This window comes from Halorubrum depositum, from assembly GCF_007671725.1.
GTDB classification, from domain to species: domain Archaea; phylum Halobacteriota; class Halobacteria; order Halobacteriales; family Haloferacaceae; genus Halorubrum; species Halorubrum depositum.
The window spans coordinates 351,589-366,906 of record NZ_VCNM01000002.1 but is presented as its reverse complement, the minus strand read 5'-3'; the positions used below and the strand labels follow the sequence as shown (position 1 = coordinate 366,906).

Sequence of the window (15,318 nt, the reverse complement as noted above, 5' to 3'; positions counted from 1 at the left end):
TCGACAGCAACGATGTCACCTTCCAGTCAGTTTCCGACCGTGGAGCGGTCTCGAGCTTCCAGACGTGAACGGCGGGCTGTACCTAAAAAGAACCAAAATCATAATAAATCGAGATAGTATTTTAATCCGTCAATTTTGGCTCCCGTCATCGCACATCGGCCGTCGTTGATAGGGACGGCGCTGTCTCACGAGACACAAAACCGGTGTCGAACGACGGGTGCGGTACGTCGGAGGCGCCCCGTTCCTCGGGACGAATCGGTCGGCGGCGTGGGCCGCTCGTCGGGACGTGCCCCGCCGGCGCCGACCACGCCCTCGTGGCGCCGGTCGCCCGCAGGTCGTTGAGCGCTCGATTCAGGAGTTCACGAGGGACGAGCTCCTCGTACGGTTCGGTTGCACCGGATTCGTCGGGGGGCATTCCGGGATCGCCCGCACCGTCCCGGGAACTGCAGGCCCGTACTGAACGCCGGGCGTAGAGTCGGCACACTCAGTCTGATGCCGTTATGAGCCCTGATTCACCAAGTCATCAAGTTATCGGCTTTGCATGAGTATTGATCACATGGTGCGTGTTCTGAACGAAGTAACGAACACGGTGCACAAACAGGCGACCGGCACGTCGAAAATTGAAACTCCTTGTGGTGTCACGTACAACGTCGCAGACGATCACCTTCGCCAGGTAGCCACCGGAGATCTCGTCACGACCGTCACAAAGTGCGGCCGGTGTTTCGACGACGGAGGCGGATACTGAGCTGCACCCGTCCGTCGGAACGGGTTCCTCGCACTCTGTCCGTCTTGGATCCCAACGGGTACCGGCGACTCGGAGACGACGCTCACGGAACGTGAACTGACACGCGGACTCGCCTGCGACGAGCGACTCCGCGAGTCACGGACCCTCGCAGAGAGCCGACGCGGAGAGGGAAGCGAGCGGGGCGCTCGGAGTTCGATTCACTCGCGGGCTCTCACGCGCCGAGCAGGCGGGCGACGATTCCCGCGAGCATGAGGATCCCGCCGACGATGAAGGTTCCCGGAAGCGGGAGAGCGAACACAACCACGCCCACTGCGATGACGATTGACGAGGTTCGCATGCGGGATCCGGTTCGTCTTCTCGACAGATAACGGTTGTGCCAATTCCAGACGAGGAAACGAACGACTTGTGAGAATGGTATAAAAATTTCGTCACGATCCCCGCTGCCGAACTCGGTACTGCCTGTTCTGCGCTCCCTTAGCTGGCGTTTGAGCATCGATCGGAGCGGCAAACCCGTTCGATTGACGGTAACCGTCGCTCTGTCCGACGATTATCCGTCCAGCAATTAATGGGCGCTGCAGGATTTGGAACGAACCCGACCGCACGGAAAGGTCGAAAGCCAAAACCACCCAAAGGGACCAAGCGCCACGGGTAACGCTCAGGGTATCGGTTGACAGAGGAACCCAAAAATGTCAACCACCAAAGAACTTGAAAACATCGAACCCCAGACAGCGGTGCAAATGTACCTACAAGAAAAAGGTAGAGAATGCACCGAATGGACAGTCTATAGCCACGACTCCCGACTCTCACACTTCATCGAATGGTGCGACTCCGAAGGAATCCAGAACCTGAACGACCTAACAGGTCGGGACCTTCACCGCTACAAACTCTGGCGTGGAGAAGACATCAACAAAGTAACCCTCAAGACCCAGATGGACACGCTCAGAGTCTTCATTCGATTCTGCGAACGGATAGACGCAGTTACCGAAGACCTCTCAGAATCCGTCCTCTCTCCAAACATTACCAAAGAAGAAAACAGCAAGGACGAGATGCTGGACAAAGAAGTAGCAGAGAAAATTCTCTCATATGTCGATAAATACGATTACGCCACCAACAAGCACGTAACCCTGATACTGATGTGGCGGACGGGAATGCGGGTTGGAGCAATCCACGCACTAGATGTCGACGACTACGATTCAGAGGGCCAGTACATACACCCTCGCCACCGTCCCGAAACCGGAACCGGGCTGAAGAACAAACAAGCTGGTGAACGCTACATATCTCTATCATCCGAGACCTGTGCGGTGCTGAACGACTATATCGAAGACCAACGCCACAACGTAACCGACGACTCCGGGCGAGCCCCGCTTATAGCAACAGCACACGGGCGACCGCATACGACTACGTTGCGGAAATGGACGTATATCTACACGCAACCTTGCAGCATTGGGGCCGATTGCCCCCACGGACGAGACCCCGAAACTTGTGAAGCAAATAACTACGACAAACCATACCAATGTCCGTCCTCTCGTTCCCCGCACGCAGTCCGTCGGGGGGCAATTACATCGTGGCTACAAAACGATACTCCGCCACGAGCCGTTTCTGACAGGGTTAACTCATCGGAAGAGGTTATTGAACAACACTACGATGAGCGGACAGAAATTCAAAAAATGAAACAACGAAGGCAATACTTCGACTCTTCCTGATTGAAGGAGGATTTGATTCGCTTTGTAGCCACCTCTATCAGTACTCAAATTCATATGGGTCGGCTATCAGGAACATATCATGGCCTTAGATCCTGAGAAGTTCAGGGAGTTCAGAGAGAACTTAGATGAAATCATCGAGATGGCTCCCGGCAGCGAGGACTTCAACAAATCTATCATGGATACCGCTTTTGGAGATGCGCTTAGGGAAACAGAGGAATTGGTCGATGACTCTCGGCCACCCAGACTCTATGTCTTCGGACGTTCCGGCGCAGGGAAGTCGTCCTTGATCAACGCTCTTGCTAACAAAGAGGTAGCTGATGTCGGTACGGTAGAACCCACTACCGTCGAGTCCGAAATGTACCACGTCGAGTTCCCAGATCGCTACGCTAGCTGGGATATTGTTGATTCACGGGGGTTATTTGAGAGTGTTTCACCGGATGGCGACGTACCTGCGGATACTGTCGAGTTTATGAAGGAGGATCTGGAGGAATACCGACCCGATATTCTAATCCACGTTATGACTCCTGATCAGGTTCGAGCGGGTGAAGAGGACTTTGAAACTGTTCAAACCCTCCGGAGCGAACTTGGAGATCTATTCCCCCCAATTGTCTACTGTCTCAACAAGGTAGATATGCATGCCAGTCCCGGCGAGTGGCCACCGGACGAACATGAATCTCTGGCAGGAGACATCAAGAGCAACTTAGACTTTGTCGCCCGAATCCTCGGTGAAGACGAGAAGACCGCCTTTGATGACAACCGTCCGCTCCACGGCTACAAATTTGATTCTGATGAACACATCGGAGTCGTCCCAGCGTATCTGCAAGAGGAGGGTGAGTACTGGAATGTTGAGACGCTGTCTTGGCTAATCGGCGATTTTTTGCCGACTGACGCACGGCTCCAGTTCATACAGGCTCAACAACGGGACGAATTGATGAGAGATATGTCCAGAGATCTCACCAAACGCTTCGCTGGGATCAGTGCTGGAGTAGGTGCTTACCCCACATCGCTGGCAGACTTTCCACCATTAACCGCAATGCAGTTGCTGCTCGTCGGGATGATTGGCGGATTCTCCTGCCGAGAGATCGAGAGAGAAACCGTAGAAGATTATCTATCTTCTATGGGCGGTACGACCCTCGCAGCTGTCGGCTTTCGAGGATTAGCGAGAGGTCATTCGTCTTTAGTTAAGAAATCGCAAGACAGCAGGACGATTACTTTGCTGTGCAAGTAGCGGCTGAGATCTATTATGATAATATTTTGATCTGAATTACGATAAGCCGATAAGCTTACCGTGCACTTGGTGCACATGTTTCTAAGAGCGTCTAAGATTATGACTCGAACCAAAATGGGTGTCTCCGTCCGAACTGAACTCGTCGAAGAACTCGATACACTCGTCGATGAGTGCTCAGATCTCGGAGCAAGCCGCTCCGAGATCGTTGAAGCGATCCTCACAGCATATTTGCAGAATGATGAAGAGAGAATAGAAAAGACCCGAGAGCTGGTTATCCGCAATCGGAAACGATCTAACTCGTAGAGAAGTCCGTGCACCAAGTGCACGGACTTCTTAGAGCGTTATTCGAAATCACAAATTGACTGTATTAATATCGCCACCTCCTTAGGCGAATAGAAAACTGCTCTCTGCTAACTGATCCCGTCGCTGTACCGCGATTTCGCTCTTAACTAAAGACGAATGGCGAGAGGTATCATCCAATTTGTCCCCGGCTTTGGTCAAGCGGTCTCGGGGGCTGTTGCTGGGGCAGGAACCTACGCAGTTGGACGTTCCGCAGAGAAATTCTTCTTCGACGATGAGGTAGAGAAGCCGTCCGTGTTTATGGGAAAAGGAAAGGAGTGGATACAAAATAAGGGATAGCAACAAACTCGGATGATTAGCTGAATTCACTCTGACCCTATCCTCTTCTTCCTTAGCGGCTGTAACGTCCCCTTCCCGAGGTGAAGAGCCAAGTGTACTGCAAACACTTGTAGAAATACTCCAATCGACGACAATGACTAATGATCGCTTCTCTCCTCCGGATAAACTCATCAAGACGATGCTCCCATACTTCGAGAAGTTACTCGGAGGGAAGGAGAATATCGAGAATTTCGATAAATCGGTTAAAGACCATAGCGTGTTCCCAAGAAACGCTCTCTACATCGAATACTGGGAAATGCGCCGGTATCTCCAACAAGGAATCGCTCGTCCGCTTTGGCTGATCAGATCAGGATACCACGCACAATGTCTCAAGTACTGTATCGATAAAGTGTCCGTAGTCGACGTTGACGGGCAGGAACTCAACATCGATACTATAGACTATATTGCCGACACAGCATCTCCAGAACGAAGTATCGATATACTGAGCGAGTTAGAGTTCGCATCACAACTGCCCCTCAATGTGGATTCCGTAGGGCTGATCGCCGAGATCGAAAAGAGCCGAATGGATTCTCCGAAGAAGCGACCCGACATTTTGCTCAAACACAACGGAAATACGACTTTTATCGAATGTAAGCGGGCAGAGTCGAAGGATAATCCCAGTAGGGCCGATATTCAAGATGACATCGATAAAGCAGCCACGAGTGGTAAATTTCGAGATGAGTTCTACCAAGGGGAGAACCAGAATTGTATTCTCCAAATACTCGTCCCGCATACGTTAGATTACATAACTAACGGGGAGATGATGGCACTGCTCGAAGAAGCGAATGACAGAGTCTTGGGCAAAGGCGATAGGAGTGAATATATCTCCTCAGTCGTATCTACCTATTACACATTACAGCTCAAAAGAGAAGAGAGAACAACTCTATTCGGCCCGATATTTGTGGAAACCACTTCCCCGAATAGTGATTTCAAACTCGGCATTGAGTCTCCAATTCAGGGCACAATACAGAATGAACCAGTGTACGACGTTGAGGGGATTGCTGAATCTGAGTAATGCGGAATCAGACTCCCTAAGGGGACCAACGTGAGCCTCAACAGGATCAGTTCTACTTCTCTTTATTCTCCTCTTTAACGAGCCTAAGAGACCATACTACTATCTTTTGTAGCGCAATATCAAGCAAGCGAGCAACGGGAATGATAAGTAGAAAGACAGCCGCCATCATTGTGACAATCCCCGTCAAAAACACCATATCAGTAGCTGTTACACCAAGCGCAGAGTTCGACGGGAGATAAACCACTACGACAGTAACAATCCCGGAGAAGAATCCGATCAGAATCAAAATCCCGAACAGCAACGTCGGCACATACGCTCCACCAAGCGAATCAAGCGAGAACAGCGGTCGAAGTTCACTTCCTGCTGCCCACAACTGAGGAGGGGTAGCTTCACGTACCCAGTATCGAATTCCTCCTGCGCCACGACCGTCCCACTGTACGTACCGCTGGTCGTCGATATATTTGGTTTGTAGATAGCCTGCTTCGTGAAGACCGTCGATGTGACGACTCACGCCACTCTCATCAATATCGAATGCACCTACGATCTCCTGTCTCGAAACCCATCGAGCGGGACGGGAATATAGATATTCGCCGATCTGACGTTTCTTCTCTTGATCGGCTCGATTGAACTGATTCCGGAGGTCGGCTAATCGGTCAGGCATATTTCAGTGATTGGGATGTGCAGGTGCGTCTGTAAAGAGAGGCAATCGTGAATTTGGATTTGCAGACCCTCCTGTAAAACATAAATAAAATGAACTGTCTATCGTTTTTATATTTATGTGCTCTCTACGTCTCATTGCCGATGTTCCAACAAGCAACGGGTTGGTTAACGAACCTGCTAGCGACCAGAGATGATGTTCAAGAAATATGAGGAATCGAAGCATCAACTACTTCCTTGGAAGTCTGTTCAGTCGGCAGGCAATTTATGCGTACGGGATCGCTGGGGGCGTCACAACTGCTGGTCAGCTGCTACTCCTTTGGTTAGATGTCTTTTCGGGGGTACCACAGCGTACAGAAACGCTTCCCGTAGTCGTGGAGATGTATATTGAGACGCTTATTCCTTTGTGGATCCCGCCGATCACGCCATGGAACGCCCTCATTTTCTTCCTGAATGTCATACTTGCGCTCTGGGTTCTCCTCTGGTGGACACTCAACTACGAGAGATCATTTTAGATGATTAGCTCACCGTAGATGTGGAGTGGCCAAGAATTGAAGACAGACCTAATCGATCAGACAGCCAGAAACGGGGACAAAATGCGCCGATATAACCATACAGGCACCCTAAGAACGGCGAAGAAGTCCAAATAACCGGCTACGAAACCCGTGAGAAAGTCCTTCAAGCCGACACCTTCCAAGGCGCTCGTGGAGAAACACGACGACAAATAAAAAAAGATAGTCGACCACGACGACCTCCGCCCTCTCGAAGAAGTATTCACAGAATTCGAACCCTGAAGTGTGGCCGTAGAATAACTCCTTTTTTTCTTCCAACCAACTTTGAACTCCACAAGGAGTGGTGAAGGGACAGCCACCCGATATGGAGAGTGAGAGTTACGATGTGGCTTCCTCCGAGAATATATTTTTTGAGCCTCTTCCGAATTTTGCTCACGAGAACACTTCTATATGCTCGCTTCGCTCGCTTTTATGATAATCCCCGAAACGCTGGATTTCGTCAGTCACAACAGGTTACGATGGGTTATAGGGGCTTCGCCCCTCTGTGGTTGTAGCGGTGTAAGCTCTTCTGTGGCAATTCCACTCACACCCCCCACATACTACTATACTATATTACTAGATAAGGTAATATGACCTTATTTATATAACATAAGTAAGGTTGGCACCCTTATTTACGCCCAACACTTATAGGCAATGTTATCTTTAGTACATATATGGACACAATAGGATTCCAGAGTCGTGGTAAAAACAATGAAAAGTTAGTCGAGAAACCAATCAAGATGCACCCCGATGTGTATGACCGTTTTGGTGAGGCATATTCAGAGGCAGAGGGCTTCACAATGGCGAATTTAGTAAATGAGGCGTTGGCACATTTCGTTAATGCGGGTGATTTGTCCCGGTCTATTGAGTTGGCCGAAGAACAGTTAGAGAGTCGTGGTGTAACGCTCCCGCCACACAGCAGGTCTGAGGTGACGCAAAAAAATAATTCTGTACTGGATGGGGAGAAATCGTTCAATCAGGTGTATGATGTCACTTCGTATAAAGAATGGAAGCACCTAGATAAGGATGACACCACTATTTTCCCGAACACGAACGTGGATATGTGGGAGGCGTTGAAGAAGTATCCGGGGCGTGTCGGGTATGTCGCACAAGTTGCCATTGTAGTGTGGTTAGATAACCCGTTTGATGGGATGTTTAATAATCTCGTCAGTCTTCAGCAGATGCAGGCCGTAGCTGAAGGTGAGGAGGTCTCGGAAGAGGAGGCGACGGAGTGGGTTGAGCGACGGATGCTCGGAATCAGGAAGGAGTCCGACGGAGACTACCACGAAGAGTGGGAGGCATTGTTCTCCGAAGATGGTTCCGCAACGTTCGACATCTCGGAGGTCTCGGTTGATGATGAGGTTGAGATTGAAGAAGAGGAAGCACGGGAGGCGTGGAAGCATAGAGAACTAACTCAAAACGGAAAGAATCCCGTGGGCGTTCTTCGTGCAGTTCTCCGCTCAAAATCAGCCGGTGTGTGGGATCGTGAATCGGTCGAAGAAATAGCCGAGAATGTCTTCTTCGACGCTTCGGAACAATCGAAGGAAAAGTACGTAAATAAGGTACTGGATGAGGTCGACATCGGGGTAGAGTATGAGTGGGACCTGCCAGATACTTCGGAGTTCAAAGCGTTGCAGGATATTGGTATGAAGGAGTCGTACAAGTCGGAAGGTGATATGATGGACGACCTCATTCACAACTTCGGTCTGGCTCTTGAAGAAGGAGCAACCGGCACCACTACGGCTAAGATGGATTGTGCCAAGATATTTGCGGCTCGGTTGATTGAGGAAACTGAATTTGAATGGTGGAATGCGGAGCGGGAGGATAAGCTTGTTCAAGAAATCACGGAACACCAAGAGGAACACCAGACAACTAATGGGATGACGACACGAATACGGCAGGCAATTGAAAAACAGACTATGATTGAGTGGTAAGGCTTCTTTGCCCAATTTTTTTATACTTTTCTTGTGTCTCTTGATATTCAAGTGTTGATATTCAAGGACTATCAAATACCCTCCCCTAAAGTTCATATAGTAAACCCCGATACGACAGGGTCCCCATTGGACCCCCTATGCGATGCACCAAGTGGAATCCGGGATCTGGTCTATAGAAAGAGGTGACCACATATGGGGGTGTGATGCGCCTCTTTCCATGTAGATATAGTACACGATTCGAAAGATGTGAAGATAAATTGGTGTTTACGATGGTGGCAGCTGGCGGTGTATTGTTTTCCCGCTCAATCTTGAATAGAGGCTTATTCTCGAATGAGTGGAAGATATAAGACGGGCTATCGATACCGGGTCATTATGGGCGAATCTGAACCTGAGACATCCCAGACTGTTTAGCAGGCGGAGAGAGGGGGCTATATTGTATATCTCGGTGGATCGGGGTACTATCTACGGATTGGTAGTGAAAATGCCTGTGTGTGCGTGTATGAGGTTGATAGCTACTCCTGAAATGGGGGCCTGATGTCACGCCATCGGAGATCTACTGCTTCTCCTGATTCTAATCGGAGTCGGTAAATCTGAGAATCCCGTGAATCGCCCGTTTCCCGTCCTGCGTCGTCATCAATAATCTCTACCACCTCGCCATGTTCTCCATGGTATTCATAGTCAGGATCCGCCTCATTTGGAATATCAACTCGAACTCGATCTCCGATCTGAATTGGTTCAGTCATCGTAGTAGTCCTACAACCTTGTACTCAAACAGGTCATCTATGAGGTCTTCAATCGGTTGGCCAGTTTCTGATACAGCGTGTGTGGTTATCCAAGCTGTGATGCTACACCGAGGTTCCCAGCCTGATAGTGGAAATTCAGGGATCTATAAAAAGGAGGTCGGGAGGGAATCGAACCCTCCGTGATTCACCAGAATCGACCTCGGTTTCCTCTGAAGGCCGGACGATCCTTCGCAGATCGGTATCCGGCTAGTATTGATTGAACGGTGCTTGGAGAACCCTCCCGATGAGGCGGATGTGTTATTATCAGCTGGTCAGGGCGACTCACCATTTTCTCCCCCGTTCTCCTCTGCGATTCGTGTAATCTGCTGTAGCGCATCTTCGATGTTTGTGAAGGACCACGGGCTCTGGTGTTTTTGCTTGCCTGCCTCGTGAACCTTGATGTCCAGTTGGGGTGAGGAATCAATGTCATCGCTCTCAATTTCAAGACGCACTTCTGTATCGTGAAGCTCACCCGTTATCGAGGCGGCCAAAGAGTGCTTCCACCCCGTCGAAATGGAAGCATCAGTAACATTGTAGCCTGCTCGCTGAAACCACCCAATTAGCGCCCGTATCAACTGGTCGCCCTGCCTGTGGAATTCACCAGCTTCGATGCGGAAATCAGCATTACGAAGAGGGGTACAATCGCTACTCATACCGACCACCTTCGGAGAGGCTGGCACGCTCATACTTGCTCATAGTTCTCACCAGCGGGTTGCTCTGTCAGTAGCCAATCGATTGCACCCACGTCTCTCCCAGACACCTTCCGCTGGAGGCGCTTGAGAGCTTCTTTGCCTTGGTGGAGGGTGAAACCAGCCTTGACAGAAGCATTGACCAAGTCGAAGGCATCCTTGAACCGGTACTCATCGTCCAATTCGAAGAAGAACCCATCCTGAGATGGGAGATATTGAACGAGTATACTGTCTCCATGTAGCGAAAGCAGTAACCAATTGTCCGAAGCCACTCCCGTTCGTTGGTGATTGGGTTTGGGGTCCGAAGCGAGAGCGATGACCATGTTTTCACCCAAGCTACTGATAGCATCTTCACAGACCCCTTGCGAGACCGTATTACCGAAGGCTCGCTTTTCAGTCAACATCTCTCTGAGTGAAGGGAAGTTCGGCTCTTCTGAAGGCTCTTCGAGGACACCCTGGAACTGGTCGGCAAAGGCGTCTACCCCCTCCGATGGAAGTACCGGCTGTAGAGAGGGGGTTTCAACCTGCGAGTAGAGAACCTCGTTTCCAAGGGTTGGCGAGAGGTCTGGGCTGGCAAGCAGGTCAAAGGGATACTTTTTCTCAAGCTCTACAAACTCAATCTGGTCGGCGAGGAGGTCGAATGATTTGACCCACCCTCGGTCGACGTGGGCTTCGAGCAACAGACCATCGTTGATTACGGATGGCATCGCTGTAACGACTCTAGCGCCGCAGTACGAGAGTACGGATACAAAATCCGTTAGGGACATCACATCAGGAAGGTGTCCAGCATCGCTTACAATACTGGCAACTTGGTCAACTATTTCTTCAACGCTGTCACATTCGTGGGAAGTCTGCTCTTCTGTTTCAGTGACCAGTTTTGAACCGTCCTGTGTTCCAAGGAGTTGAGTTCGAACAAACCGTACCTCGTGAGACTCCCACAGTTGGATTTCAATAATACCAAGGATTGTTTGGTGCCCGCCATCCTCGTCGATTGACACCAGCAGTTCAACATTATCAGCGTGGCAGTTTGGTTCCAATACAACACAGTTCTTGACGATGTCTTCATCCGCACGAAGACTCGAACGCAGGTCATTTTGTAGCTCCATTGCGTTTAGAAAAACGAAGTAATTATTTATATATTTAACGAAAATAGGACTTAAGATTTAGACTCTAAACTTCCGCTTTGTACTGTATGGAGTTTTGTGATCCTCCGTTGTCTTGCGATTAGAATGAAACAAGGACTCACAACCAAAATTAACAACTGATGTATAGCTGGCAGATCGAGTCAATGGCCAGTCCGTGCAAATAAAGGCGGAGAAGATCGACGGAACGCCTCCGGTCGAATTTTATTGCCTAAAGTACATTCGAATACGTATGAAAGGGGAAGATCCAGAACATTCACTCACGGTTTTCGACACACTCGATTTGGGTAATCCAAAAGAACGGAGGTTGGCAGTCTATGCGCTGAATGATTACTATGGAGGGGTTTTCGCAGAGAATAAAGACTCTCTTGATTTTTGGCAGAGAGACCTTGAGATGGGTATCAAACACCAATGGAAGAAAACAAAATCTCGTCTTGATGCGTTAGATGACATCGAGATACCGGGTGAGTACAATACTGCTATAGAAAGTGTGAATGAGATTAGAAACAACGTATCTCACGACTTCACAGAAACGCCACCAAGAGATATTTTGGAGAAATCCCGTGAACTGGCACCTGAGTGGCGTGAGTGGATAAACGAAGTCTCAGAGGAATACGAAAGACATCAAGAATCACTAACGGCAACGGAAGCACTAGTCCAAGTCGGGAAGAGAAGATTAGAGTACATAGAAGATTCTCCACAGAATTATTCATTTGGTCTTGATCGAAGACAGGAGTCGTTAAATGACGACGTTAGTGAATTGCGACAAGACTTAGAGGAACTTTCTGATGAGGAAACTGTCTCTCGGGGTTTAGTCGAAACAATAGCTGACGTGATGGACTTGGAGCGGGACAAAGATTCCCTTGAGAATGAGCATGGCCTGCGAGAAGAAGAGGCACGAAGGGAAGAGGAGATTAGACAGGCAGAAAATACACGAAGAGTGATTGTTACCGAGAGTGTCAACGAGTTTGGTGAAATAGTGGTTGTTACTCACGAGGTTGGACAGCCGGACGAAACGTATGTGCTTGATATTAACCATCCAGATACTCCGAAGGATGTCCGTGAACGTCTTGCTGATCTGGAACCGAATGAAGAGGTCCAACTACGGATTGAAGAAGATATGATCCGTGACAAAAATGGGCGTATCAAGACAGAATCGTACGTAGCAGAGATCAGGTAGGATCCTCTCCAGAACGGAGGAGGAATAAACAAAAGATCGGATTGTGTACCGCTGCCCCGGTAGAGATAAGTGCGTTCTCTTTGCAGGTTATTAGTATCTTCAGCAGCCAACGTAGGACCATCTTAACCTCCAACAAATGAGTTCACAACTTCCATCAAATATCCAACCCGGTTCTGTGGTAGAAAATCGCAATCGACTCTGGAGAGTTGACGCTGTTGACGGAAATGTAGTCACCGCAACTCCTCTCGATGGGAACACGGCTGACAGACACCGATTCTATACGCCTGTCGAAAATATCGAAGAGGGAAGTCTCGAACCACCAGACCCGAAGAAGCTTGGCAACCCAGAGTTTCAGCGCTTGTTGAATCGGGCCTATCGCCTCTCGATGCTACACGGGACTGCCCCGCTCGTAAGTCTTCAGCGATCTCGGGTGATCCCAACGGAGTACCAGCTTACCCCGGTCGTGATGGCCCTCGATATGCCTCGGGTCCGGATGCTACTGGCGGATGACGTCGGTCTCGGGAAAACCATCGAGGCGGGTCTTATCACCAGCGAGCTTATCGCTCGCAACAAGGCTGAACGAATTCTCATCATCACACCTGCGAATCTCCGAGAACAATGGCGTGAAGCGTTCAACTACTTCTTCCACATCGATGCGGACATCATCAGCCGTCGCCACCGGAAGGCGATGGAAAAGGAGATCCCGCCGGGAACCAGTCCGTGGGAACACTTCTCGAAGCTCATCGTCAGTATCGACTATGCGAAGCAGAATAGCGTTCGACACGAGATTCTGGACCAAGACTGGGATCTCGTCATCATCGACGAGGCACACCAAGCGGCGAAACCCCACGAATCCGGGGCGAACGAAACGGTCGATATGCAGCGCTGGGACTTTGCGACCGAGATCACCGACCACGCCGAACACTGTCTCCTCCTGACGGCTACGCCTCACAACGGGTACACGGATTCCTTCGCCAGTCTGATCCGAATGCTCGACGTCGACGCCGTCACCGGCCCCCGTCACGATCCCACTATTCATCGGGATGTTGCTCGAAAGCACGTCGTTCAGCGGCGGCGAGACGACGTCAAGAAATGGTTCTCCGATGTCGACGGGAAGAGTCCCTTCCCAGAACGTGATCAGGACGAGGTACGAGTTACCCCCACAGAGTACGAACAAGAAACGTACGACGCCGTCCGAGAGTACGGCGAACTGCTGATGTCATCGGCCAAGCGTTCCAGTTCCAAGAGCCAGACGCTGGCACGTTGGTCCGTTATTCACTTCCTCAAGCGAGCATTGAGCAGTCCAGAAGCCCTCCGGCGATCTCTGAAGAATCGTCAAGACAAACTCGAAGGTCGGTTAGAGGATCTTGACGAAGAAGACACCCAGACCGTAATCGAGGAAACAGCCGGGATCTCCGAATCGATGGCACAGGCGAATGCGCTCGACGACGATCCCGGAGAGGAGTACAGCGAGGAGGAAGTCGGAGAACGAGTCGAGCGAGTCGTCACGGGTGACAAAGCCGCCATCGAACAGGAACTGGACGTTCTCGAAGACGTCGCAGAGAAGGCAGAACGGGTCACAAAAACCCGTGACGCAAAGCTCCAGCGACTCCTCGACGAAACACTCCCCAATCGGTTCCAGTACCCCCGTGTCATCATCTTCACAAAATACGTGGACACGCTGGAGTACCTCGAAGAGCAGATCAAGGACTCGCAGAGCGACGAGACCGATGTCTTCACGCTTCACGGGTCTCTGAACGAAGCCCAACGGAAAGAGCGGTTCAAGGAGTTCGAGGACTCTACACGGGGCGTTCTCATCGCTACCGACGTCATCAGCGAGGGGATGAACCTCCAGCACGCCGCAAACCAGATCATCCACTACGAGCTGCCGTGGAACCCGAACCGGCTGGAGCAACGGAACGGTCGAATCGACCGGTACGGGCAAAAGAACGACGAGGTCGTCATCCGGACAATGGTGGTCGAGGACCAGATGGACGTCGCCATCCTCGAAAAGCTGGTCCAAAAAGCGAACAACATCAGACAAGAGTACGGTTTCTCACCGCCGTACTTCGGTGACGACGAGGGGATCCTCGAACTCCTCAAAGACGAGGGGATCGACGCCGGCGTTCCACAGGCAACCCTCGAAGAGTTCGGTGGCGGTTCCGCACCAGCAGAGCGTGAGAGTGCAAGCGTCTTCGACGACCAGACGCTCGACCGGATCAAGTCCGAGTCCTTCTACGGACACACCGAAGTCGGACTGCAAGAGGTTCAGAAGCGTCAAGAAGAGACGCACCAGCGGATCGGCGGTCAGGGAACCTTGGAGCAGTTCGTCAAGAGCGCTCTGGACCTGTTCAGTTGCTCGTACGAGATGAACGTCCAAGGTCATCTCGACATCAAAATCACTGCTGATCGGCTTCAAGGGCCAGACATCAAGCGAGAGTACGAGGACGTGACGTTCGATCCGAACGAGGCATCCCAGTCCTCGGATACGGAGATGCTCGACATCGCCCATCCGCTCGTACAACGGCTCATCGAAGCCGTCAAGGAAACTGCCTTGACCGACGAGGATCGTTACGGGCGGACAGCCATACGGGGAACGAATGAAGTGAGCGAGCCGACAGCAGTGTATACAGCACTGGTTCGATACGTGGCAGACACCAAGCCCGACCCGACGATTATGGAGGAGTTGGTACAGGTCGGATTGCCGATCTACGGGGATGAGCCGCTCGATCAGGATCTCGTCGAGGCGCTGGAGGAGAGCGAAGCCAAACCGGTTCAGCGTACTTCGATGGAGAAGGAAGACGATCTCAAAGACGCTCTCGGACACGAGGCGTTCGAACAGACGCTACAACAGCGAGCAGAACAGCGGCGTGACAAGATCGTCGAACAGCGGACGGAGATGCGAGCGGAGCTTGAGAAGTCCGGAAGTGGAAGCTGGTTGTCCGGGATTGACGACGTCGAGATTGCGAGTAAAGATCTGCTGACTATCACCGTCTACTACGGGAGCAACTAAC

11 protein-coding genes are annotated in these 15,318 nt (G+C 50.9%); 6 read left to right on the top strand and 5 right to left on the bottom strand.

What is annotated here, in order from left to right; genetic code table 11:
- Positions 1-956: 956 nt before the first annotated feature.
- Complete coding sequence (locus FGM06_RS16355; protein WP_277752402.1) at positions 957-1,082, bottom strand: hypothetical protein; 126 nt, start codon at positions 1,080-1,082, stop codon at positions 957-959.
- Positions 1,083-1,431: 349 nt separating this feature from the next.
- On the opposite strand from FGM06_RS16355, the gene FGM06_RS09265 reads away from it, so the two are divergent.
- The 3 genes from FGM06_RS09265 (at position 1,432) to FGM06_RS09255 (ending at position 5,369) form a co-directional block, all read left to right on the top strand.
- Complete coding sequence (locus tag FGM06_RS09265) at positions 1,432-2,448, top strand: tyrosine-type recombinase/integrase (RefSeq protein ID WP_144798981.1); 1,017 nt, start codon at positions 1,432-1,434, stop codon at positions 2,446-2,448.
- 79 nt (positions 2,449-2,527) lie between these two features.
- On the top strand, positions 2,528-3,676 hold the full coding sequence (locus FGM06_RS09260; RefSeq protein ID WP_144798980.1) for a GTPase family protein: 1,149 nt from the start codon (positions 2,528-2,530) through the stop codon (positions 3,674-3,676).
- Positions 3,677-4,448: 772 nt separating this feature from the next.
- Positions 4,449-5,369 carry a hypothetical protein gene (locus tag FGM06_RS09255; RefSeq protein ID WP_144798979.1) on the top strand — a complete coding sequence of 307 codons (921 nt, stop codon included), beginning with the start codon at positions 4,449-4,451 and terminating at the stop codon, positions 5,367-5,369.
- A gap of 52 nt (positions 5,370-5,421) precedes the next feature.
- Here the strand turns inward: FGM06_RS09255 and FGM06_RS09250 are convergent, their stop codons facing one another.
- Positions 5,422-6,030, bottom strand: a complete 609-nt coding sequence (locus FGM06_RS09250) for a hypothetical protein (protein ID WP_144798978.1) — start codon at positions 6,028-6,030, stop codon at positions 5,422-5,424.
- Positions 6,031-7,251: 1,221 nt separating this feature from the next.
- On the opposite strand from FGM06_RS09250, the gene FGM06_RS09245 reads away from it, so the two are divergent.
- A complete protein-coding gene (locus tag FGM06_RS09245) occupies positions 7,252-8,511 on the top strand; it encodes a hypothetical protein (RefSeq protein ID WP_144798977.1) in 1,260 nt (419 codons plus the stop codon).
- Positions 8,512-9,023: 512 nt separating this feature from the next.
- On the opposite strand, the gene FGM06_RS16420 is transcribed toward FGM06_RS09245, so the two are convergent.
- From FGM06_RS16420 to FGM06_RS09230, 3 genes are all read right to left on the bottom strand, one after another.
- Complete coding sequence (locus FGM06_RS16420; RefSeq protein WP_144798976.1) at positions 9,024-9,254, bottom strand: hypothetical protein; 231 nt, start codon at positions 9,252-9,254, stop codon at positions 9,024-9,026.
- A gap of 311 nt (positions 9,255-9,565) precedes the next feature.
- Positions 9,566-9,946: a hypothetical protein gene (locus FGM06_RS09235; protein ID WP_144798975.1), complete on the bottom strand. Its 381-nt coding sequence runs from the start codon at positions 9,944-9,946 to the stop codon at positions 9,566-9,568.
- A 29-nt stretch (positions 9,947-9,975) separates the two neighbouring features.
- Positions 9,976-11,088: a hypothetical protein gene (locus FGM06_RS09230; protein ID WP_144798974.1), complete on the bottom strand. Its 1,113-nt coding sequence runs from the start codon at positions 11,086-11,088 to the stop codon at positions 9,976-9,978.
- Positions 11,089-11,356: 268 nt separating this feature from the next.
- On the opposite strand from FGM06_RS09230, the gene FGM06_RS09225 reads away from it, so the two are divergent.
- A complete protein-coding gene (locus FGM06_RS09225; RefSeq protein WP_144798973.1) occupies positions 11,357-12,304 on the top strand; it encodes a hypothetical protein in 948 nt (315 codons plus the stop codon).
- 466 nt (positions 12,305-12,770) lie between these two features.
- Positions 12,771-15,317, top strand: a complete 2,547-nt coding sequence (locus tag FGM06_RS09220; protein WP_241662556.1) for a helicase-related protein — start codon at positions 12,771-12,773, stop codon at positions 15,315-15,317.
- Position 15,318 lies beyond the last annotated feature (1 nt).

What these genes read in the sequence shown, in the direction of transcription:
- FGM06_RS16420 (WP_144798976.1), bottom strand. Translation starts at nt 9,254, where the DNA reads ATGACTGAACCAATTCAGATCGGAGATCGAGTTCGAGTTGATATTCCA.
- FGM06_RS09245 (WP_144798977.1), top strand. Translation starts at nt 7,252, where the DNA reads ATGGACACAATAGGATTCCAGAGTCGTGGTAAAAACAATGAAAAGTTA.
- FGM06_RS09250 (WP_144798978.1), bottom strand. Translation starts at nt 6,030, where the DNA reads ATGCCTGACCGATTAGCCGACCTCCGGAATCAGTTCAATCGAGCCGAT.
- FGM06_RS09220 (WP_241662556.1), top strand. Translation starts at nt 12,771, where the DNA reads ATGGCCCTCGATATGCCTCGGGTCCGGATGCTACTGGCGGATGACGTC.
- FGM06_RS09265 (WP_144798981.1), top strand. Translation starts at nt 1,432, where the DNA reads ATGTCAACCACCAAAGAACTTGAAAACATCGAACCCCAGACAGCGGTG.
- FGM06_RS09255 (WP_144798979.1), top strand. Translation starts at nt 4,449, where the DNA reads ATGACTAATGATCGCTTCTCTCCTCCGGATAAACTCATCAAGACGATG.
- FGM06_RS09230 (WP_144798974.1), bottom strand. Translation starts at nt 11,088, where the DNA reads ATGGAGCTACAAAATGACCTGCGTTCGAGTCTTCGTGCGGATGAAGAC.
- FGM06_RS09260 (WP_144798980.1), top strand. Translation starts at nt 2,528, where the DNA reads ATGGCCTTAGATCCTGAGAAGTTCAGGGAGTTCAGAGAGAACTTAGAT.
- FGM06_RS09235 (WP_144798975.1), bottom strand. Translation starts at nt 9,946, where the DNA reads ATGAGTAGCGATTGTACCCCTCTTCGTAATGCTGATTTCCGCATCGAA.
- FGM06_RS09225 (WP_144798973.1), top strand. Translation starts at nt 11,357, where the DNA reads ATGAAAGGGGAAGATCCAGAACATTCACTCACGGTTTTCGACACACTC.
- FGM06_RS16355 (WP_277752402.1), bottom strand. Translation starts at nt 1,082, where the DNA reads ATGCGAACCTCGTCAATCGTCATCGCAGTGGGCGTGGTTGTGTTCGCT.